At 60.9% G+C, this 20,115-nt stretch carries 18 protein-coding genes; 14 read left to right on the top strand and 4 right to left on the bottom strand.

Going from position 1 to position 20,115, the window contains the following annotated elements; genetic code table 11:
* Nucleotides 1-212: 212 nt before the first annotated feature.
* From mraZ to BMOU_RS01330, 12 genes are all read left to right on the top strand, one after another.
* Nucleotides 213-728, top strand: a complete 516-nt coding sequence (gene mraZ / locus BMOU_RS01385; protein WP_034874036.1) for a division/cell wall cluster transcriptional repressor MraZ — start codon at nt 213-215, stop codon at nt 726-728.
* Entirely contained in the window at nt 728-1,759 is a 1,032-nt protein-coding gene (rsmH, locus tag BMOU_RS01380) for a 16S rRNA (cytosine(1402)-N(4))-methyltransferase RsmH (RefSeq protein ID WP_034874034.1), read from the top strand. The genes mraZ and rsmH overlap by 1 nt, the downstream gene beginning before the upstream one ends.
* 1 nt (nt 1,760) lies before the next feature.
* Nucleotides 1,761-2,216, top strand: a complete 456-nt coding sequence (locus tag BMOU_RS01375) for a hypothetical protein (protein WP_034874032.1) — start codon at nt 1,761-1,763, stop codon at nt 2,214-2,216.
* Nucleotides 2,213-4,015, top strand: coding sequence for a peptidoglycan D,D-transpeptidase FtsI family protein (locus BMOU_RS01370; protein WP_034874030.1), 1,803 nt, complete (start codon nt 2,213-2,215; stop codon nt 4,013-4,015). The genes BMOU_RS01375 and BMOU_RS01370 overlap by 4 nt, the downstream gene beginning before the upstream one ends.
* Nucleotides 4,016-4,049: 34 nt before the next feature.
* Nucleotides 4,050-4,928, top strand: a complete 879-nt coding sequence (locus tag BMOU_RS01365) for a hypothetical protein (RefSeq protein WP_034874028.1) — start codon at nt 4,050-4,052, stop codon at nt 4,926-4,928.
* A 60-nt stretch (nt 4,929-4,988) separates the two neighbouring features.
* On the top strand, nt 4,989-6,467 hold the full coding sequence (locus BMOU_RS01360; RefSeq protein ID WP_034874444.1) for a UDP-N-acetylmuramoyl-tripeptide--D-alanyl-D-alanine ligase: 1,479 nt from the start codon (nt 4,989-4,991) through the stop codon (nt 6,465-6,467).
* Nucleotides 6,468-6,526: 59 nt separating this feature from the next.
* A complete protein-coding gene (gene mraY, locus BMOU_RS01355) occupies nt 6,527-7,633 on the top strand; it encodes a phospho-N-acetylmuramoyl-pentapeptide-transferase (protein ID WP_034874026.1) in 1,107 nt (368 codons plus the stop codon).
* A gap of 76 nt (nt 7,634-7,709) precedes the next feature.
* Nucleotides 7,710-9,140 (top strand): UDP-N-acetylmuramoyl-L-alanine--D-glutamate ligase, encoded by a 1,431-nt coding sequence (gene murD, locus BMOU_RS01350; protein ID WP_034874024.1) that lies wholly within the window; start codon nt 7,710-7,712, stop codon nt 9,138-9,140.
* A complete protein-coding gene (locus tag BMOU_RS01345) occupies nt 9,127-10,401 on the top strand; it encodes a peptidoglycan glycosyltransferase FtsW (RefSeq protein WP_171002100.1) in 1,275 nt (424 codons plus the stop codon). Before murD ends, BMOU_RS01345 begins: the two co-directional genes overlap by 14 nt.
* An 88-nt stretch (nt 10,402-10,489) precedes the next feature.
* The gene (locus BMOU_RS01340; RefSeq protein ID WP_034874022.1) at nt 10,490-11,671 is read left to right on the top strand and encodes a UDP-N-acetylglucosamine--N-acetylmuramyl-(pentapeptide) pyrophosphoryl-undecaprenol N-acetylglucosamine transferase; all 1,182 of its coding nucleotides are present in this window, start codon (nt 10,490-10,492) and stop codon (nt 11,669-11,671) included.
* Nucleotides 11,672-11,719: 48 nt separating this feature from the next.
* A complete protein-coding gene (gene murC, locus BMOU_RS01335; RefSeq protein ID WP_051428848.1) occupies nt 11,720-13,318 on the top strand; it encodes a UDP-N-acetylmuramate--L-alanine ligase in 1,599 nt (532 codons plus the stop codon).
* Nucleotides 13,318-14,310 (top strand): cell division protein FtsQ/DivIB, encoded by a 993-nt coding sequence (locus BMOU_RS01330; protein WP_034874018.1) that lies wholly within the window; start codon nt 13,318-13,320, stop codon nt 14,308-14,310. Before murC ends, BMOU_RS01330 begins: the two co-directional genes overlap by 1 nt.
* A 96-nt stretch (nt 14,311-14,406) precedes the next feature.
* On the opposite strand, the gene BMOU_RS01325 is transcribed toward BMOU_RS01330, so the two are convergent.
* Complete coding sequence (locus BMOU_RS01325; protein WP_034874017.1) at nt 14,407-15,663, bottom strand: AGE family epimerase/isomerase; 1,257 nt, start codon at nt 15,661-15,663, stop codon at nt 14,407-14,409.
* Nucleotides 15,664-15,910: 247 nt separating this feature from the next.
* Here BMOU_RS01325 and BMOU_RS01320 point away from each other — a divergent pair, with 247 nt between their 5' ends.
* Nucleotides 15,911-16,534, top strand: a complete 624-nt coding sequence (locus BMOU_RS01320) for a hypothetical protein (protein WP_235143630.1) — start codon at nt 15,911-15,913, stop codon at nt 16,532-16,534.
* Between the two features lie 232 nt (nt 16,535-16,766).
* Here BMOU_RS01320 and BMOU_RS01315 read toward each other — a convergent pair whose 3' ends face one another.
* Entirely contained in the window at nt 16,767-17,897 is a 1,131-nt protein-coding gene (locus BMOU_RS01315) for a site-specific integrase (protein ID WP_034874015.1), read from the bottom strand.
* A 250-nt stretch (nt 17,898-18,147) separates the two neighbouring features.
* On the opposite strand from BMOU_RS01315, the gene BMOU_RS01310 reads away from it, so the two are divergent.
* Nucleotides 18,148-18,696, top strand: a complete 549-nt coding sequence (locus tag BMOU_RS01310) for a DUF2335 domain-containing protein (RefSeq protein WP_034874013.1) — start codon at nt 18,148-18,150, stop codon at nt 18,694-18,696.
* 222 nt (nt 18,697-18,918) lie between these two features.
* Here the strand turns inward: BMOU_RS01310 and BMOU_RS01305 are convergent, their stop codons facing one another.
* Both BMOU_RS01305 and BMOU_RS01300 read right to left on the bottom strand, forming a co-directional pair.
* The gene (locus BMOU_RS01305; protein ID WP_051428847.1) at nt 18,919-19,644 is read right to left on the bottom strand and encodes a hypothetical protein; all 726 of its coding nucleotides are present in this window, start codon (nt 19,642-19,644) and stop codon (nt 18,919-18,921) included.
* Between the two features lie 97 nt (nt 19,645-19,741).
* On the bottom strand, nt 19,742-20,104 hold the full coding sequence (locus tag BMOU_RS01300) for an ImmA/IrrE family metallo-endopeptidase (protein ID WP_371851401.1): 363 nt from the start codon (nt 20,102-20,104) through the stop codon (nt 19,742-19,744).
* Nucleotides 20,105-20,115 lie beyond the last annotated feature (11 nt).

The raw sequence follows: 20,115 nt of genomic DNA, 5'->3' as shown, positions 1-20,115 counted from the left end.
CCAAGGCTTCTACGAAAGCGGGGAAATCGGGGCGAGGGACGATGGACGCCTGACGGTGCCGCACGAAAACGAACGAATCGAATTGCGGGGAAAAGGCGTCGGCATGAGTGTATTTTTTGTGTTTTAGTGGGGAGTTGCGGTGATTGGTGGGGTAAAGTGGTGAACCAGCCGTGGGCGGAGTGTACCCAATGTCGAAAAAAGGAGGTGTGGCCATGGTTCGCAACGCTGAATCCGAGCCCTCCTCGAACGATGCCTCCGCATCGTTGTGCGACATGATGGCCGATCTGCCACCACTGCTGTTGGGGACCTACACTCCCAAGATCGACGCCAAGGGACGCATGGCATTGCCTGCGAAGTTCCGTAGCCAGCTCGGTCCGGGCATGGTGATGGCACGCGGGCAGGAGCATTGCGTCTATCTGCTGCCGCAGATGGAGTTTCGCCGCATCGCCATGCAGATTCAGCGCACTTCGATGGGCAATAGGGCCGCGCGCGAGTACCTGCGCGTGTTCCTGTCCGGCGCCGTCGACCAGGATCCGGACAAACAGGGTCGTGTGCTGGTGCCGCAGATGCTTCGTGATTACGCGAACCTGGGGGACGACATCGTGGTGATCGGCGTGGGAACCCGGGCGGAGATTTGGAACAGGCAGGCATGGGAGGAATATCTGGCCGACAAGGAGCAGGGATATTCCGATATTGCCGACGATGTGTTACCGGCGGTGGAATTCTGATGACAGATGTGACGACGATTCATCAACCAGTATTGTTGCGCGAATGCGTGGATCTGGTCGTACCGGCGTTGGCGAAGCCTGGAGCGATCGCAGTGGATTGCACGCTCGGCCTTGCCGGACATTCCACGGCGTTCCTCAAGGCGAGTCCCGAGGCTCGATTGATTGGCATCGACCGGGATACCGAGGCACTGTCGCTTGCCACCAGACGTATGGAACAGGAAGGTCTGGCGGATCGTTTCATTCCGGTGCACGCCGCCTTCGATGAATTCGCGCGGGTGCTCGAAGAGCGGAACATCGCAACGGTGAACGCGGTGTTCATGGACCTGGGCCTTTCCAGCCTGCAGATCGACGAAACGGAACGTGGCTTCTCCTATTCCCATGACGCACCGCTTGACATGCGCATGGATGTGACGCAGCCGCTGACCGCCAGGCAGATTCTGGCTGAATACCCATTCGCCGACTTGGTGCGCATCTTCCGCACCTACGGTGAAGAGCGCTTCTCCAAGCAGATCGCGCGGGAGATCGTGCGCAGACGCGAAACGGAGCCGCTGGTCACTTCGGGGCAACTCAATCGGCTTGTCGACGAAGTGGTGCCGCAGGCCCATCGTCCTGCGGGCAATCCAGCCAAGCGCGTGTTCCAGGCGCTGCGCATCGAAGTCAACGGCGAACTTGACAAGCTTGCGGGCACTTTGCCGCAGATCGCCAATCATCTTGCGGTCGGAGGCCGTCTGGTGGTGGAGTCGTACCACTCACTGGAAGACAAGACGGTGAAAACCTTCATGAACCAAGGTCTCAAGGCCGATGTCCCAGCGGATATGCCGGTGATTCCACCTGACATGCAGCCGTTCTTCAAAGAACTGACCCGAGGGGCCATCAAGGCCGACGAGACGGAGATCGCCATGAATCCACGTTCCGCATCCGTTCGTCTGCGGGCCGTGGAGCTGACCAGACCGATCCCCGACCGATGGCGCAAACGCTTCGACCGGGGAAACGACTATCGGACCATGACAAGACAAGGAAGGAGGGGCTGATATGGAGGCACCACGTACCATCTCATCGAACGCAGCGCCCGCAGGTCGCAGGAGCAAAAGCGAGACCGCAGGCACCACCCGTCCGGAACTGCATGTCATCAAGGGAAACCACACGGATGAATCACGCGTCAGGCGCGGCTTCGAACAGCTTCTCACGTGGACTCGCACGCGCAGGACCCCGCTGCTGCATCTGGTCGTCGCCGTGGTGTTTCTGGGTGTATGCCTGCTGGGAGCATTGACATTGCGTACGCAGATGGTGCAGAACTCCTTCGAGGCCAGTCAGATTGAGGCGAACATCACCCGTCTTTCGCAGGACGTCGAAGACGATCAGGCCAAGCTTGACGAGCTCGAGGCGTCCTTGCCGGACAAGGCGGAGAAGATGGGCATGGTTCCGCAGAAGGGGGCATTGACCATCGACCTCAACGGGTACAAGGCGAGTGGGGACGACACTCAGTGAAGTTCGTCAGACGCATCTACGCAATATTCCACAGGAACCTGCTGATGAAGACCATGGCCATCGGCGTCATCCTGGCGCTTTTGGCCTGCATGTGCCTGATACAGCTGGCCAATGTGCAATTGATCAATGGCAGGGACATGGCACAGGCCGCCGCGCAAAGCCGTACCATCACGGTGACGTTGAAGGCCCGTCGCGGCAAGATCCTCGACACCAACGGGTCGATTCTGGCGCAAAGCGTGGAACGCTACACCATCATCGGCAATCCCGAGGAGGCGCAGGCCTTCATACCGACCACCTGCACGAAACAGACCGGTGACAACTGCCATCAGATCGACGGCAAACCGGTCGGTGCCACGGGTGCGGCCGCCGTGGCGCGCCTATTGGCCCCGGTGCTTGGCATGGACGCGACCGAACTGGGCGCCAAACTGTCGGGGACCGGCCAATACGCCGTGCTGAAAAAGGACGTGACGCCTGCGGTTAAGCGTAAAATCAGCAAGCTGAACTTGGGCGGCATCGTCTATGCCGAGCTGAGCAATGAACGCCTCTACTCCAACGGCACCCTGATGGGTGCGCTGCTGGGCGGAGTCAACGATGAGGGCGAGGGCGTGGCCGGCATCGAACAGATGGAGAACAAGCTGCTCACCGGCAAGGATGGCTACCAGGTCTACCAGCGGGGCAACAGCGGCGTCGAGATTCCGGGGACCATGACCGAATCCCAGGATGCCGTCAACGGGTCCGACGTCACCCTCACCATCGACCATGACGTGCAGTGGTATGTCGAGAAAGTGCTCAAGGAAGGCCGGGAAAAATACCAGTCCGCATGGGGGGTCGCCATGGTGCAGGATATCGAGACCGGCGATATCCTGGCACTTGCCGACAGCGATGAGGTGCAGGCGGGTAGCGATCAGGCCAAGCTCGGCGTGTCGAGGGCCGTCAGCGAGACCTTTGAGCCCGGCTCGATCGGCAAGGTGTTCGCCATGTCGGGCATGCTGCAGCTCGGGCTGCATCAGATGACCGATAAATTCACCGTCCCCGACAGCTACACGGTGAATGGGCAGACCTATAAGGACGCCACCACGCATGGCGCCGAGCACTGGACCCTTGCGGGCATTCTCGAGCAGTCGTCCAACGTGGGCATGGTCATGGCCGGGGACAAGATGAGCAACGAGCAACGGTACGATTTCATCAGTAAATTCGGCATCGGCCAGAATACGGGCCTCGGTCTGCCCGGCGAGTCGTCGGGCGTGCTGCATCCGGCGGACGAATGGGACCAGCGAACGCGCAACACGGTGCTTTTCGGCCAAGGCTATACGGTGAACGTCATGCAAATCACGAATGCCGTGGCGGTGATCGCGAACAAGGGAGTGAAGAAACCGCAGCGCATCATCAAGTCGGTCACGGACTCCGAAGGCCATACGCAGGAGAAGAAGGCGAAGGGGGAAGCCACCCGCGTGCTTGACGAACAGGTGGCGTCCCAGATGCTGAACGCCATGGAATCCGCGGCCGACCACTATTCCTCATTCGTGAAGGTCGACGGATATCGTATGGCGGCCAAATCAGGTACCGCCGAAGTCGCCGGTTCCGACGGCAGGTTGTCATCGATCATCAGCGATTATTCGGCGATCATTCCCGCAGATAATCCACGGTACGTGATTACAGTGGTGCTCAAGGATCCGCAGGGAAGCTTCGGCGGTCTGACCGCCGGCCCGCTGACCGCGGAAATCGGTGAATTCCTTATGCAGAAGTATGAGATACCGGCCTCCAGCCCGCGTACTGATGCTATTGCAGTGGATTGGTGATTGGCGGTCGAAGAAAGGCAGGGAGACGTCAGCAATGAGCGCGGTAAGCGAATCCATGAACCGGCGAATGACTTTGGGCCATCTTGCCAGCCAATACGGTTTTGATCTTGACCCGTCATTCGCCTCCGAAGTGACGGTGACCTCGCTTGCGGACGACACCGACTCGATACGTCCCGGCGCGTTGTACATACCGGGGGCCGACGTCGATGCCCGTCAGCTGGTGCAGGCGCAACGGCTGGGAGCCTATGGCGCGATCGTGCCGCATGCGTTGCGTGGGGAATTGCGGGATCTTCAGATCCCCTTGATCTACGCCGAACCGACGCCCCGGCAACTTGGCAAATTGGCCTGCGACATTGCGGGGGCGCCATCCGACGCCCTGGCCGTATTCGCCATCGTCGGCAATGATCGGGAGTCGGTCGAGTACGACGTGAAGGACCTTGCGGACTTCCTGCATATGCTCGGCAACCCCGTAGGCGTGATCAGTGCCGGTAACTCGCAGTCCCTGGAACGATTCCTCGATCTGCGGTACCCGTTGTCGATTTTGGATGTGCAGCGTACCTTGGCGGTGTGCGCCGAAGACGGCGCCGCGGCGGTGATCCTCGCATTGGACGAGCGGACGTTGCGCGAACAGGCGTTGCAGTCCGTCAGCGTTGATGTGTTGGGCATCGATGACGCCGACGTGGATGGCGAGCAACTGTCACGGAAGGTGGCCGGCTTCGGCGGCGTAATCGGCAAACAGACGCGCGTGGCCACCCGTACGCAGGAATCCGACCTGTTGGCGACACAGGCCGCGATGGCATACGAACAGGTTGATGGCAGGGCGCTGTCGCTGTCGATCGCCATGGTGTTGGCCGCCGGCGTGCGCAAAGCGAACATCAAGAGCGCACTCCGCGTGTCGCGGGACCTGAACTGACGAAACCGAATGAAACCGGAACGAGCAAGAGGAGACGAACCAGTGAACAGCAACCCGACCATGATGCCGATGAGCCTTGCCGAAATCGCGCAGGCCGTCCATGGAAGGCTGGTGACAGGGGAGACCGCGTCGAACGGGGTCATGGCGACCAGCGCGTTCAGCGATTCCCGTCAGGTCCGTGAGGGCTCGGTGTTCGTGGCCATCGCCGGCGAGCGTGTGGATGGCCACGACTTTGTGGCGAAGGTAGGCGAGCGGGGGGCCGTTGCGGCGTTGGTCGATCACGAGGTGGCTGATGCCGGCGTGGTGCAGATCGTGGTCGAAGATACGGTTCGTGCGCTGGGCGAACTGGCCAGGCATAATCTGGAACGTCGCCGTGCCATGGATTCGCCGTTCACCGTAATCGGCATCACCGGTTCCGTCGGCAAGACCACCACCAAGGATCTGATGGCATCGTTGCTGTCGTCCATGGGTGAGACGGTGGCCCCGGTCGGCTCGTTCAACAATGAGATCGGTCTGCCGTTGACCGCGCTGAGGGTCAATGAGGGCACACGTTTTCTGGTGGCGGAGATGGGTGCCAATCATGTGGGCGAGATCGCCAATCTCACCAGCTTGGTGCCGCCTGACATCGCCGTGGTGTTGAAGGTCGGCGTGGCGCATCTGGGGGAATTCGGTTCCGCGGAGCGCATCGCGCAGGCGAAATCCGAAATCGTCAAGGGGCTGGTGCCGGGCGGCGTGACCGTTCTGAATGCCAATGACGGGCATGTTGCGGCCATGAGCGGCATCGCCCCGGGTGAGGTGCTGTGGTTCGGCCTGCCGGAGCGGCAGACTCCCGATCACATGGTCGCCGCCGAGAACGTGAGCTGTGACGATCTCGACCGTCCATCCTTCGATCTTAGGGATGCCGAAGGCGAGCATGCCGCGGTCAAACTGGGAATTTGCGGACTGCACAATGTGATGAACGCCCTCGCCGCCGCCACCGTGGCGCATAGGCTGGGCATGCCTTTGGACCGGATCGCCGCCGGGCTGGCGGATGTCAGGCGCATCAGCCCACATCGTATGGCCGTGTCCACCATCGCCAAGCCTGAGGCGGAGTTCACGTTGATCGACGACTCCTTCAACGCCAATCCCGATTCCATGAAGGCCGGATTGGACGGCCTGATCCGCTGGCATGCCAACGATGGCCGGCAGCCGTTCCGCATCGCGGTGCTGGGCGCCATGCTCGAACTCGGTCCCGATGAGCGCATGCTGCATGAGCAGGTGGGGGCGTACGCCGTGCAGGGTGGCGTCGACGCACTGATCGCCGTCGGCAGCCGCGATGACGTCGCGCTGGACGCGTTGGCCGAGGCCATGACGCAGGGCGGGGAACAGGCCGCTCGTGCACGCTGCACGGTGGATTGGGCCCACGACATCGACCAGGCGGACGCATTGGTATCCCGGTTGGCGACCGAGCATGCGGGTACAGTGGTGTTACTCAAGGGATCTCACGCCTCCGGGCTGAGCGCTTTGGCGGATCGTTGGCAGCCCCTTGCCACGGAATAGATCGATATGCACAAATTGGTACTAGCCATCGGCTATCTGACTGGAACGGAGAGCATCAGGTGATTTCGCTCATCATTGGAATCTTGGTGTCACTGGTTGTGACGATTGTGGGCACCCCGCTGTTGATACGCCTGGTGCATAAACTCAATTACGGGCAGTACATCCGTCAGGACGGACCGCAGTCGCATCTGGTCAAACGTGGCACACCGACATTGGGAGGTGTGGTCATCAATCTGGCCATCGTGCTGGGATGGGGCGCATCGGCGCTGTACCGTTTCCTTCATCAGGGCGAGGTGCCGTCCTGGTCGGCGGTGTTGGTGCTGTTCGCCATGCTGTCGATGGGCCTGCTCGGCTTCATCGACGATTTCGCCAAGGTGAGCAAGAAACAGAGTGAGGGCCTGACCGTGCGCGGCAAATTCATCGGCCAATTCATTCTTGCCACCATCTATGCGGTGCTTGCGCTGGTTCTGCCTACCAAGTCCGGATTCCCAAGCGCGCAGGCGGGTGTCAGCTTCATCGAAAGCCCGTTCTTCAGCTTCGAGTTCGCCGGCCGCGTGGTGGCCATCGTGCTGTTCGTGATCTGGGTGAACTTCCTTATGACCGCATGGACGAATGCCGTCAATCTGACCGACGGCCTGGACGGTCTGGCCGCCGGCTCATCGATGATCGCCTTCGTCGGGTACGCGGTCGTCGCTTTCTGGGAGTTCTACCATCTGAAGGGTTCCGGGCATGAAGGCTTCACCTATGCGGTTTCCGATCCGCTTGATCTGACCATCATCGCCTCCTGTGCGGCGGTGGCCTGCCTTGGCTTCCTGTGGTACAACTCGAATCCCGCGTCCATTTTCATGGGCGATACCGGGTCCCTGGCCCTCGGCGGTCTGTTCGCGGCCCTGTCCATCGCCACGCATACCGAGGTCCTTGCCGCCGTCATGGGCGGTCTGTTCGTGCTCGAGGCCATGTCCGACGTCATTCAGGTCGGATACTTCAAGATGACTCATAGGCGTGTGTTCAAGATGGCGCCGATTCATCATCATTTTGAGCTGAAGGGATGGCCCGAGGTCAAGGTCGTGGTCCGCTTCTGGATGATCGAGCTGTTGTTCGTGATCATCGCGCTGGTGCTGTTCTACGGTGACTGGGTCACCCGTTCCGGGCTGTGGCTGAGCTGAGACATATCGGGGAATTATGAGTGGCCTACGCTGATATGGCGTGCGCCATGACGGTAAATGACAAAGGTTGGTTGACATGGACGTGAACGGTAAGACGGCGATTGTGGCGGGTCTGGGCATTTCGGGCCAGAGCATGATGCAGGTACTCGAGCCGAGGGCCGGCAAGGTCATCGGCGTGGACGAGAAGAAGCCTGATGCGGATCTGCATTCCTTCGATCAGATCGATTGGAACGGCGTGGATCTGGTGATGACCTCTCCGGTGTTCAATCCACGCACGCCGTTCATCCTCGAAGCGCAGCGCCGGGGCATTCCCGTGATGAGCGAGGTGGAATTGGCATGGCAGCTGCGTGTGGATGCCGATTCAACCGGCGAACCCGCACGGTGGATCGGCATCACCGGAACCAACGGCAAGACCTCCACCACGGAAATGACCTCCGAGATGCTCACCGCATGCGGGCTCACCGCACCGGCCGTCGGCAACATCGGCAAGGCGGTCTCCCATGCCGCCGTCGATCCGGCCAATGACGTGCTGTGCGTCGAGCTGAGCTCCTTCCAGCTGCACTTTACGGATTCCCTGGCTTTGGATTGTGCGGCCATCACCAATATCGCGGACGACCATCTCGACTGGCATGGCGGCATCGATAACTATGCGGCCGATAAGGCGAAGGTGTTCCATCATGTCAGGAAGGCACTGGTCTACAACGCCGATGACGCGCGTGTCACCGAACTCGCCCGGCAGGCCGAGGCGGCGGAGGGTTGCCGCAGAATAGGCTTCACGCTGCATGAGCCGCAGGCAGGCCAGATCGGCATCGTCGACGGCTGGATCGTCGATATGAGCGGTGTCGCAGGCGGCGAACCGGGGCAACCCTTAAAGGTGGCCAAAGTCGCCGATTTCACTCATCTGACCGAGCCGGATGGCACGGTGTATCCTCATCTGCTCGCCGACGCGCTGACCGCATTGGCGTTGGCGTTGGGATTGGGCGTCGATAGGAACAAGGCCATCGTCGCATTGCAGCGGTTCACTCCCGGCGGCCACCGGATCCAGACCGTCGCCACGGCCCGCGTCGAGAATGGCGTCATCCGTTTCGTTGATGACTCTAAAGCCACGAACGCGCATGCGGCCAAGGCCTCGCTGAACAGTTTCGCCGATAAGTCCGTGGTATGGATTGCCGGAGGACTCGCCAAGGGAAGCCGTTTCGAACGGCTCGTAGCCGACCAGGCGCACACCATCAAGGCGGCCGTCATCATCGGTGAGGACCAGCAGCCGATGCTTGATGCGTTCAGGACCAGTGCCCCGCAGATTCCACTGGCCGTCATCGACCCTGCGGACAAATCCACTGTCATGGCTAGGGCCGTGGATGCGGCCGGAGAATTCGCCGGACCGGGCGATGTGGTGCTTATGGCTCCGGCCTGTGCGTCCATGGACCAGTTCGTATCGTATGCCGACCGTGGCAACCAGTTCGCCGATGAGGCGAAGCGATGGGTGAATGAGCATGGCGAAGCCTAAGACGAGCCGTACCGTCTCCTCGGCGGCGACCGATCATGCTGTCCGGGATGCGCGGGCTCGAACCCGTGTCGAGGCCGAAACCGTGCAGCGGCCGGGGGACTTCCAACGATTCGTCGGCTTGCGGAGCCTGCTCAACCCGTTATGGTGCTTCCACGGATTCAGACTGTCGGTGATCATCCTTACGTTGTTCGGCGTGATCATGGTGTTCTCGAGCTCGTCGGTGAACATGATCGCGAACGGCTTGTCGCCATGGGCACAGGCCCTGAAGCAGGGCGGATTCTGCGTGGTCGGGTTCGTGGTCGCCCTGTTGACGATGATGGTTCCCGCCTCGGTGTACCGCAGAATCAGCTTCTTTCTGCTGTGCGGGGCGATGGCGCTGCAGGCACTGACGCTTACCCCGCTTGGCGTGGAGGTCAACGGCAACAAGGGCTGGATCGGCATCAAAAACGTGTTCACCATACAGCCCGCGGAAATCGTCAAGCTTGCATTATGCGTCTGGATGCCTTGCGAGCTGATCGCCGCGCGCAAACGGATGCGCAAGGAGGGTTTCTTCAAGGCGTATAGGAGGCTCGGTCTGGGATATGTGCTGAGTCTGGGGCTGGTGATGTCCGGCAAGGATCTCGGCACCTGTATGATTCTGCTCGCCATCGGCGCGGTCGCGCTGATCCTCGGGGATTTTCCCGGCAAGTGGCTGGCCCTGATCGGTGCCTTGGGCGTGGCGCTCGTCGGCGGGCTCGTGCTGAGCAGCCCGAATCGACTGGGGCGTATCCTGGCCGCATACCAGACTTGCTCGGCCTCCGACCTGCAAGGCGTGTGCTATCAGGCGGTGCATGGCAAGTATGCCATCGCCTCGGGGGGTCTTCTCGGTGTCGGCATCGGCAACTCCGGAGAAAAATGGGGGTATCTGCCCGAAGCCCACAATGATTTCATCTTCGCCATCATCGGTGAGGAAACCGGATTCATCGGGGCCTCGATGGTTATCCTGCTGTTCGTGGTGCTTGGCTGGTGCATGATCGTGGTGGCCCTGCAGGCGCGGAACCGGTATGTGACGATGGTGCTGGCCTGCATCACCGTATGGATCGTGGGGCAGGCCATCGTCAATATCGGCGTTGTGATCGGCCTGTTCCCCGTCATGGGCGTGCCCATGCCGTTCGTTTCGGCGGGTGGTTCGTCGCTGATCATGTGCCTGGGCGCCGCGGGCGTGGCCGTCAGCATGATGAAGGAACAGCCGCAGATCAAAGCGGAGACCACCAAGGTCTGAATGACAAAACGTAGAAACTGTAACCATCCGCATTCCTATGGGTGCGCCATGCGGACATGCGCCATGCCGTGGGCTAAGCTCGTACTCTATGAGCACTCGGAAGCATATCGTTCTGGCTGGCGGCGGCACCGCCGGCCATGTCAATCCACTCCTCGCCGTGGCCCAGGTGATTCGAACCCTGGAACCTGATGCGGATATCGCGGTCGTAGGCACCGCGGTCGGGCTTGAGCATGATCTGGTGCCGCAGGCCGGTTTCCAACTGGAAACCATCGAAAAGGTGCCGTTCCCGCGCAAACCTAACATGGCCGCATTGCGATTCCCCGCCAAATGGAAGCGTGAAACCGCGAAGGTGCGTGACATCCTTACCCGGCACGAAGCCCAGGTCGTGGTGGGGTTCGGTGGCTACACCTCTGCTCCGGTCTACGCGGCCGCTCATAGGATGGGCATTCCGATCGCCATGCACGAGCAGAATGCGCGTGCCGGCATGGCCAACAAACTGGGTGCACGTTGGGCCGACATGATCGGTTCCGCCTATGCCGATACCGGTCTTAGGCCCCGCAGAGGCGTGTCCGTCGAACGTGTGGGACTACCGCTGCGCCCGGCCATCGCAAAACTTGCTTCGGCCCTTGGTCATGACCGTGCCGCGGTGAGACGTGACGCGGCCACGCTACTCGGCATCGACCCGGATCGTCCGTTGGTCGTGGTGACCGGCGGTTCGTTGGGCGCGGTGAACGTGAATCGTGCGGTGGCCGGGTCGGCCAAGGAGCTGTTGCAGCATGCGCAGGTGATTCACCTGACCGGCAAGGGCAAGGGCGAAGAGGTGCGTTCCCTGGTATCGGTGAACGCAGGGGAGCGGGCGCTCGGAAAGCTGGGAGCCGACCATGCGGGCGATGGCGACTATCGTGTCGCCGAATATCTGGAACGGATCGACCTGGCGTTCGCCTGTGCCGATCTGGTCATCTGCCGTTCCGGCGCGGGCACCGTCTCGGAATTGACGGCGCTGGGATTGCCTGCGATCTATGTGCCGTTGCCGATCGGCAACGGCGAGCAGCGTTTCAACGCGCAGCCGGTGGTGGATGTACATGGAGGTCTGATGGTCGCTGACGGTGAGTTCACCGTGGATTGGGTAAGACACCACGTTCCGCAATTGCTCGCCGATCCGGAAACGCTTGCCGAATACGGTCGCAACGCTTGGAGCTACGGCATTCGTGACGCGGCCGAGGTCATGGCCGAGCGTGTGCTGGCCCTGATCGGGCGGCAGGCGGCGTGACCGGGCCGGATCGAACGGCACATTGGCCTGAGGTCCGACCATAATGGAATGAGCTTGAAAACATGCGTAAGAGGAGCAGCCGTGTCTGACAACCAGCGTGATGCCGGTACCATTGTTCTTGATCCAACCCATGCGTCCTTCGGCCCTGAGGAGGGTGTGGGCGATCTTGGGAAAACCCACTTCATCGGCATCGGCGGAGCCGGTATGAGCGTGCTCGCCGAGATGCTGCATGAGCAGGGCGTGCAAGTGGACGGCTCCGACCGTGAGCCGAGCGCCAAAACCGAACGTCTGCAGGGGCTTGGCATCACCGTCGAATTCGGCCAGCGCGCCGAGAACGTCGAAGGCGCACGCACCGTGGTATTCTCCAGCGCCATCAAGGCCGATAATCCGGAGATCGTGGCGGCCTACGAGGCCGGCGAGCGCATTGTGCACCGCAGCGACATCCTCGCATTGCTCATGCAGTCGAAGCGGGCCGTGACCGTTGCGGGCGCCCATGGGAAGACGACCACCAGCTCCATGCTCGCCCACATCCTGGTCAATGCGGGCGAAGGCGATCTGGCGGATCCGAGCTACGCCATCGGTGGTTCCATTCAAGGCAGGGATGGTACGACTCTTGACGGCGGCCATGCCGGTAAGGGCAGTGTGCTTGTGGCGGAGGCCGATGAATCCGACGGCAGCTTCGCCAAATACCATCCCGAAATCGCCATTATCACCAATGCGGAGGCCGATCATCTCGACCATTACGGTACGCAGGCCAATTATCGTGCGGCGTTTGTGGCACATGCGGGGCATGCGGGCAAGGCCGTGATCATGTGCGGTGACGATGATGGCGCATTGGCCGTACTGCGTGCGCTCAGGCCGGAGGTGGCACGGCATGTCGTGGTGTATTCCACGCAGTCGTCCGAGGCTCTCGGCGATTTGAACGGCGCCACGCAGGTGCGCATCGAATCGGAAAGCGAAAGCGCGCAAAGCGGTATCGAGCATTTCACCCTGCACCTGCCGTCCGGACTGGTCGAGGCCGAGGAGCGTCGTGTTCCGGTCACCCTCACCGTTCCCGGCATCCACAATGCGCGGAACGCCACGGCGGCCATTCTTGCGGCCGTGATGCTCGGCGTCGACGTGGAACGTGCCGCGGCCGCGGCGACGTCGTTCCTGGGGGCTGCGAGACGCTTCCAGATTCGGGGCACTGTCAATCAGGTGACCGTCATTGACGATTATGCGCATCACCCCACCGAGATCGCGGCGTTGTTGGATGCCGCCCGTCGCCGTTACCCTGCTGCCGGAATCCATGTGATTTTCCAGCCGCATCTCTTCTCACGCACCATGTTTTTCGCCGGTGAATTCGCCAAGGCGCTGGCCAAGGCCGATGACGTGATCGTCACCGGAATCTTCCCGGCTCGTGAAAAGCAGGAGGATTTTCCGACCGTCAGTCCCGATACGATAGTGGACGAGGCCGTGAAGCTTGAACATGAGCCTGCTGACGATTGGATCCGCGGTGTCAACGACATGCGCATCGCCGCCCAGATGATGGTGATGCGAGCCCATCACGGCGATGTCATTCTCACCGTCGGCGCAGGTGACATCACGCAGATGGATCCGGTGATCCTGCATGCTTTGCAAGCCCATCGTTGGGATTGTGCACGCTGATGGCGCGCAGGGTCATCAGTTCGGGCAAGGAGTCGGGTTCCGGAGACCAATCCCGGGGGCGCTCCATCCAGGGACGTTCCGCCCAAGGGCGTTCCCCTCAGGGACGCTCCGTCTCCAGCGATGGTTCGCGTTGTGAATCCGGAGGATTCGTGGACGCCCGCAAACTGCGCAGTGAGGATCTGGTCGCCAAAACGCTTGATGAGACCTCCGGCACGCTGGGTGTGATCACGCGTCCGAAGGTCGTCGATTTCAGCGCGCGTTTGAAGGAACGGCGCAAGGCCAACACCCGAATGATCGTCATGCGCGTGGCCGCTTCCGTCGGTGTGATCGCCGCCATCGTCGCACTGGTTTGGCTGTTGTTCTTCTCATCCGTGTTCAGATTGGAATCCTCCGGCATCAGTGTCGACGGCGCCAATGAGTGGGTGAGTCAGGAGCAGGTGCTGTCAATCGCCCGTCAACAGGCCGGCAAATCCCTGCTCCTGGTGTCGGGTGATGACGTTGAGAAGAAAATCAAGGACATTCCGGGCGTCACTTCGGCAAAAGCGGTCAAGCGCCTGCCGAATTCGCTGGAGGTGACCATCAAGGCGCAGAAGCCCGCGGCCATGCTGAAAACCTCCGAGGGCACCATGACGGCCGTCGACAGCCAAGGCCGTGTGCTCAACTCCGTCAGCGGGGCGTCCGTCGAGGGCATTCCGGTAATCGAGGTGGCCGATGTCGACGAAAGCCTGAAGAATCGTTCCATCAAGGAGGCGCTGAAGGTCCTAAGCTCACTGCCGGATTCAATGCGTAACTCCATTACCAGGGTCACCGCGGAAACGCAGGATTCCATCACGACCGAACTCAATGATGGCGATAAGGTGATCGTGTGGGGTGACTCCTCGCAGCTCAAACTCAAAAAAGCCGTTGTCGACAAGATCATCAACGACCCCAATGTGATCGGGGACAAACACAACGTTGATGTGTCCGCGCCCTTGCGCCCCATCATCAAATAGCTTCCGGTCCGGGCCTGAAACAAGAGATCCCCTCGATTCCACATGGAGTCGAGGGGATCTCTCGGTTAGGAGGATGGAAGGAGAAGCATCGGGATGTCAGGCGTTCGGATTGGCCTTGAGCGCCGGTGCCACGGAGACGGCGGGGTCGAGACGTGGAATCAGCGTGCATTGCGTGGCATGATACAGGTCGGATTTGCCCGGCCATACGGTGCCGATGACCTGATTGTCCTTGTTCAGCTGATGGAACCAGGAACCGTTCTTATGGTCGATCAGGTACTCGTCGATGTACTGCCAGAAGGTGGCATACCAATCCTTGTACACCTGCTTGCCGGTGACGGTGGCCAGAGTGGCGGAGGTGTTCACGGATTCGGCGAGCGTCCAGTGCATGCGGTCGGTGACCACCGGCTTGCCGTTCCAGTCGGTGGTGTAGGCCAGTCCGATGGTGCCCTCGGCGTTCCATGCGTCGGCAAGAGCCTGGACGAACAGGTTTTCCGCGGCTTCGATGAGCTGCTGCTTGCCCTCTTCGGAACGCTGCTTGGAGCTCAGTGCGTACTGGGTGATCAGACGGGCCCATTCGATGCCGTGGCCCGGAGTGGCGCCGTACGGCTTGAACTGGTCATCCGGCTTGTCATGGTTGCATTCGAGATCCGGCTGCCAGTCGGCGGTGAAGTGCTCCGGAATACGCCAGTTGTTGTCGGCGGCCCAGCCGACCACATGATCGATGATGCGTCCGGCGCGCTCACGGTATTCCTCGTTGCCGGTCACGTCGGCCACGGCCAGGAAGGCCTCGGTGGTATGCATGTTGGCGTTGATGCCGCGGTACGGGTCGAGTTCGGTGAACTCGGTGTTCCATGTGTCGACGGCCAGACCGATTTCGTCATCCCAGAAGTGCCTGTCGTAGGTCTGGAGGGCTTCGTCGAGCAATTCGTCGGCGCCTGGGCGGCCGATGAGCTTGGCGGAGGTGGCGGCGAGGATCACGAAGGCGTGGGCGTAGCAGACCTTGCCGGACTCGTGGGTGCTGCCGTCGGCGGAGATGGACGGGTACCAGCCGCCGTTCACGTCGTCGTGCAGCGGGCCGCGCAGACCTTCGATCGCCTTGTCGACGAGTTCGGCCGCGCCCGGCTCGCCATGCAGGAAGCCGAGGGAGTAGACGTGAGCCATACGGCAGGTGATCCATGTGTGGATGCTTTGGGTCAGGTCCGGCTTGCCGGTATCGTCCAGCCAGTAGGAGCCGCCCTGCGGTGCGGGGAAATTGTGGCCGAAGTGCAGGAGTTCGTTGGTTTCCGCCTCGAGTAGATCATGGTTTTCCTTCGAGCCGAACACATAGGCTTCGGGGGAGTATGCGCAGGTCATCGATCAAGTCCTTCCTTGACATCGTCTGCTATGACGTGATAACTGGGTTGATGTATTAACTATGTTAATCACTTAAGCGGTTAATGCAAATCGTTGCAATGGTGTGTCGCGGGATGTTTAGGGTAGCCTATAGCGAAAGGGGGTAATATGCCCCTCAACTACTGACGATTGACACCCCTGCGGAAATGCCGTATTCGCAAGGAATGGCGTTATCGGAAACAGGTGTGGGAGAGAAAGGATTTTCCGGATGAGGAAACTTTTTGGAGGCCTCAAGATGGGCTGGCTTGCCGTGATATTGTTCGCGGTCGCCGCGGGCGCCTACACCGGCATCGTCGGATCGATCCCGGCCGCGGAGGGGACATCGTTCAAGGACATCGCGATTTCCTTCGAATGGTGGGTCATCTTCGCGGTCGTCATCGCGTCCAACTGTACGAAAAGCTGGGAGTCAGCGCTCAAGATCTTCGTCTTCTTTCTTATCAGCCAGCCGCTCTGTTTCATCATCGAGGTGGTGTTCGGCCTTTCCGTTGACCAAGCGTTGTACTACTGCTCCATCTGGGGTCCGGTCACGCTCCTTACGTTGCCTGGCGGATTCATCGCCTACTACATCAACAGGCAAAACGTGTTCGGCAGTGTGATCCTAGGTTTGGGCAACTCCATTCAGGCGTTTCTTGGAATCGCCTACATAATCCAGATGCTCGGAAACCCTCCGTATCATCTGCTCAGCGCCATCGTTTGCTTCGCCTCCATCCTCATCATGACCTTCCAGATCCAGAAGGACAATAGAAACCGAGTGATATCGCTCCTGGTGCCTGTTGTGGTTGTGGTGGCCGCCCTTGTGTTCATACGGATGACCGGACGCGTCATCGTCTAGGATCGCGAGATGGGGCATGTCGGCGTGGGCCGGCTGGTTGAATGTATGCCCATGTGTTGCCCACGTCCTGCCGCGAACTGTATGATCCGTAATGAATCGTCTGGGCTGGCAGATAGCGTGGAAACCCTTGGGAATACAAAGAAAGCCGCCATTTCCGGCGGCTTTCGAATGGTGGAGCTGCGGGGAATCGAACCCCAGGACACCAAGCCCGAAAGCCTTACTCCCGCTTTGATCATGCGGCGCCAACGGTCCCTTCTGACAACATTTTGACAACATTCCCGCGGAGCAGCAGCGAATCCATCGCCGCTCCCACCCCGTCGAGGTCATCGTCGAAAAGGTCCGCGTAGACATCCAGGGTCATCGCCGCCGACGCATGCCCGAGCTGGTTCTGGATCGCCTTGACGTTCGCGCCGGACCTGACCATGAGGCTCGCGGCGGTGTGACGCAGGTCGTGATAGGTCAGGCCGGCCGGCACGCCGGCACGTCTCTTCGCCCACCAGAACCACTTCGTCCTGTCGTTCGGCTGCGCCGTACGGACAAGATACCCTCCATCCGGCGCGGGAAACAACGGCTCGCCGCCATCCCTTCCATCGCACTGGTCGCGCAACGGCCCGTCCAGCACGCCGGGAAACACGACCTGACGCGTCCTGCCCGACTTCGGCAGGTCCACGACGACCTCATGGCCGACGGTGGTGGCGCTCCTCCTGACGGACAACCGATGCCGGGCGAAGTCCACGTCGGCGACGTGCAGTCCGGCCATCTCGCCCCATCTCAGCCCGCACAGGCCGAGCACGAGCACCATCGTGCGGCGCCCGCCGGATTCGTCGGCGAGACGGAACAATTGTTCGACGGTGAGGTACGTATGGTCCTTGCGTTTCTTGCGCGGGGTCTCGATCCCGGCGCATGGATTGGACGCGATGAGACGGTCGGCGCATGCGTCGGCGCAGATGCCCCGCAGTATGCCGAGGTTGCGCAGCACCACGGTCGCGCTTTTGCCCTGCGCCTGGCCGGCGACCCATTCCTGCACCTCGTTGCGGTGGATCGATGACAGCCGCCGGGCGCCCCATTTGGGCTTCACGTGCACGCGCCATGCGCGTTCCAGGGATTCCACGTAGCTCGCCTTCGATGACACGCGTTTTTTCGCGATCCATGCCGGCCACAGGCCGCCGACCGTGACCCTGCCGGCCTGCGGGTCGATGAAGCCGCCCCGCGCGACCGCCATCGTCACATGCTCCGCGGCCCATTCCTGCGCGTCGCGTTTGCGCAGGAAGCCTCGCTTGCATGTCTGCGACCCGTCCGGCTTGCGGTAGGTCACCCTCCATCGCCTGCCGGCCTGCAGCATGTACGAATCGACTACGGCCATCACGCACCACCTCACGGCTCCATGCCGCCGCGCGTGGAGCCTCTTTCAAATGTCCGGAACCGGAAAACGACATCGGATGACCGGCCCGCGCATGCCGCCCATGGTTCTTTCGCCCGGCGGTGAAGTGCAGCATGATGCGCATGCGCTTATGACTGACATTGATTAACATTACTGACATTACTGACAACTCGCCAAAAAACGTTGACAGTGACATTACCCACCGGTAGATTGAAGGCAAAAGGGAGGTGCCGTGGACGATGAGCATGAAGACGATGATGGAATCGATGCGGCGCGGAGTGGCGGCCGGAACGAGGATAGCGGTGACGAGACGCGTGGAGTACAGGTCACCGATCCAAGTGAAATCGGCCGCGGAACTCCAGACAGCGGCATGGAACAGGGTCGGCCGGACGCTCCACAAGTCAATGGAACGGGAGAAGGCGTCCAACAGGTAGCCTTCCAATGGCGTTCCGCGCCACTTCCGACCGTCGACGAATTCGCCGGCTACGAACGAATCCAACCAGGAGCCGCGAACAGGATCATCACCATGGCCGAGAAATCGCTCGACGCGGAAATCGAAGCACAAAGAAAAGCGAACGAAGTCGCGGCCGACGACCATAAGGCGCAGAACATCTGCATGGTCATCGCCACGACCGCGTACTCGATTCTCCCATACGCCGGATTCGGAAGCGCGATCGTCTGCGCCGCATTCGGACAACCGGTGGCAGCCACCTTCGGCGCGCTCATCGGAGCCGTCACGGCCGGACCACAGATAATCCAGGAAATCAGAAAAAAGAGATAACGACCAACCCAAACCCCGGCGCTCGCGGTATGCGGGTGGCCGATTTTTCGGTTGGGGATAGGATATAACGGATTTAGGCGAATATAAAGCAATATAAGGTCGTATAAATCGCATCGGTGAGCCCTGATGGAATATTTTGCGCCCGAATGAAACATGACGTGCCGCCATGCGTCCGTCCATGTCACAAAAAATAACCCCGCCGAAGCGGGGTTGGAAGTTTTGTCACTGCTTGTCGTAGACGCTGCAGTACACGTTGGCGCTGTCGCCGGTCGCCTCCTGGTGCGATACCTGCTTGCCGTCAACGGTGATCGTGCAGGTCACCTGCGTGTCGGCCGGGGTCTCGTTGTCGATGTCCAGGGACGGGTAGGCGCTGACCGTCCAATCCTTTTGGGCGTCGTCACCGGTGATGGTCTTCTCCCATTGGCCCGTGACGGTCTCGTTGCTGGTTCCGCCGCCCTTGCCATATGACACCTCGGCATTGCCGTTGCTGATGGTGACCTGCATCGTCAGGGACTTGGCGCCCTCGTTGACGATGCCCTTTGCCAGATTGTCGGAATCATGCTGGGCTTTCTTGCTGGCTTCGTCGAGGCTCTTGCTCGCGTCATCGACCGCCTTGCCGTACATGGATTGGGTGTAGAGCACCACGCCGCCGGAGATGAGGGAGATCACGACCGCGGCGATGACCAGGGCGCGGCCCTTCTTCCTTCCCTTCTTTCCGGTCGCGTGCAGGGCGAAGCATCCGAAGATGAGGCCGGCCAGTGCGAAGGCGAAGGCCACGTTGTTGACGATCGGGATCCATGAAAGTATGAGGGCGATGACCGCGAGCACGAATGCGGTGATGCCCAGCGCGCTCATATGCCTCTCCGCCGGAGCCTGCTGGACGGGCGACTGCGGTGCCGGCTGTTGCGGCTGCATGGATGGCTGCGGTTGCGGATTGCTGTCTGTCATCGGAATTTTTCCTTTCTTCTCTGCCGGCGGAGCCGGTTGTTCCATCGTAATCCCATTTGCTATCCGCCGTTGCCGGCCTCGGATGACGGTCCTCGCCTCACCGCACGCACACGCCCATGTCGCGCAACGCCTGTCTGTAATCGTCCAATACCTGAATGGTCACACCCAGTTCCGTGGCCATCATCCACTTGTCACCCTCGTATGTCTGTTCCGCCAGACCGTAGTCCACGGGGCTGATCAACGCCAACGCGGTCTCCCTGCGGCATCGTCGCTCGCATCTGGTTCCGTATTGGGTGCCACATCCGGGATCATGATGCCGGGCGTGTATGAGTTCGTGGCATAGGGTGCAGCGGCGTTGGTGGCCGGCCAGTCGTTCGTCGAGGATGACGAGGCGTAGCGGGTCGTAGTAGAGGCCGCATCTGTCGCCGGCCAGCCTACGTTCCTCGATGCGCACTCCCATGGTCGCGGCCC

Source organism: Bifidobacterium moukalabense DSM 27321 (assembly GCF_000522505.1).
GTDB classification, from domain to species: Bacteria; Actinomycetota; Actinomycetes; order Actinomycetales; family Bifidobacteriaceae; genus Bifidobacterium; species Bifidobacterium moukalabense.
The sequence above is the reverse complement of the archived record's forward strand: the minus strand, read 5'-3'. Positions and strand labels throughout refer to the sequence as shown.

Excerpts from the sequence above, each read along its gene's own strand:
- BMOU_RS01325 (WP_034874017.1), bottom strand. The coding sequence starts at position 15,663 with ATGACCTGCGCATACTCCCCCGAAGCCTATGTGTTCGGCTCGAAGGAA.
- BMOU_RS01320 (WP_235143630.1), top strand. The coding sequence starts at position 15,911 with ATGAGGAAACTTTTTGGAGGCCTCAAGATGGGCTGGCTTGCCGTGATA.
- BMOU_RS01340 (WP_034874022.1), top strand. The coding sequence starts at position 10,490 with ATGAGCACTCGGAAGCATATCGTTCTGGCTGGCGGCGGCACCGCCGGC.
- mraZ (WP_034874036.1), top strand. The coding sequence starts at position 213 with ATGGTTCGCAACGCTGAATCCGAGCCCTCCTCGAACGATGCCTCCGCA.
- BMOU_RS01315 (WP_034874015.1), bottom strand. The coding sequence starts at position 17,897 with ATGGCCGTAGTCGATTCGTACATGCTGCAGGCCGGCAGGCGATGGAGG.
- BMOU_RS01300 (WP_371851401.1), bottom strand. The coding sequence starts at position 20,104 with ATGGGAGTGCGCATCGAGGAACGTAGGCTGGCCGGCGACAGATGCGGC.
- BMOU_RS01360 (WP_034874444.1), top strand. The coding sequence starts at position 4,989 with ATGATGCCGATGAGCCTTGCCGAAATCGCGCAGGCCGTCCATGGAAGG.
- rsmH (WP_034874034.1), top strand. The coding sequence starts at position 728 with ATGACAGATGTGACGACGATTCATCAACCAGTATTGTTGCGCGAATGC.
- BMOU_RS01345 (WP_171002100.1), top strand. The coding sequence starts at position 9,127 with ATGGCGAAGCCTAAGACGAGCCGTACCGTCTCCTCGGCGGCGACCGAT.
- BMOU_RS01375 (WP_034874032.1), top strand. The coding sequence starts at position 1,761 with ATGGAGGCACCACGTACCATCTCATCGAACGCAGCGCCCGCAGGTCGC.
- BMOU_RS01365 (WP_034874028.1), top strand. The coding sequence starts at position 4,050 with ATGAGCGCGGTAAGCGAATCCATGAACCGGCGAATGACTTTGGGCCAT.
- BMOU_RS01305 (WP_051428847.1), bottom strand. The coding sequence starts at position 19,644 with ATGACAGACAGCAATCCGCAACCGCAGCCATCCATGCAGCCGCAACAG.
- murD (WP_034874024.1), top strand. The coding sequence starts at position 7,710 with ATGGACGTGAACGGTAAGACGGCGATTGTGGCGGGTCTGGGCATTTCG.
- BMOU_RS01330 (WP_034874018.1), top strand. The coding sequence starts at position 13,318 with ATGGCGCGCAGGGTCATCAGTTCGGGCAAGGAGTCGGGTTCCGGAGAC.
- murC (WP_051428848.1), top strand. The coding sequence starts at position 11,720 with ATGAGCTTGAAAACATGCGTAAGAGGAGCAGCCGTGTCTGACAACCAG.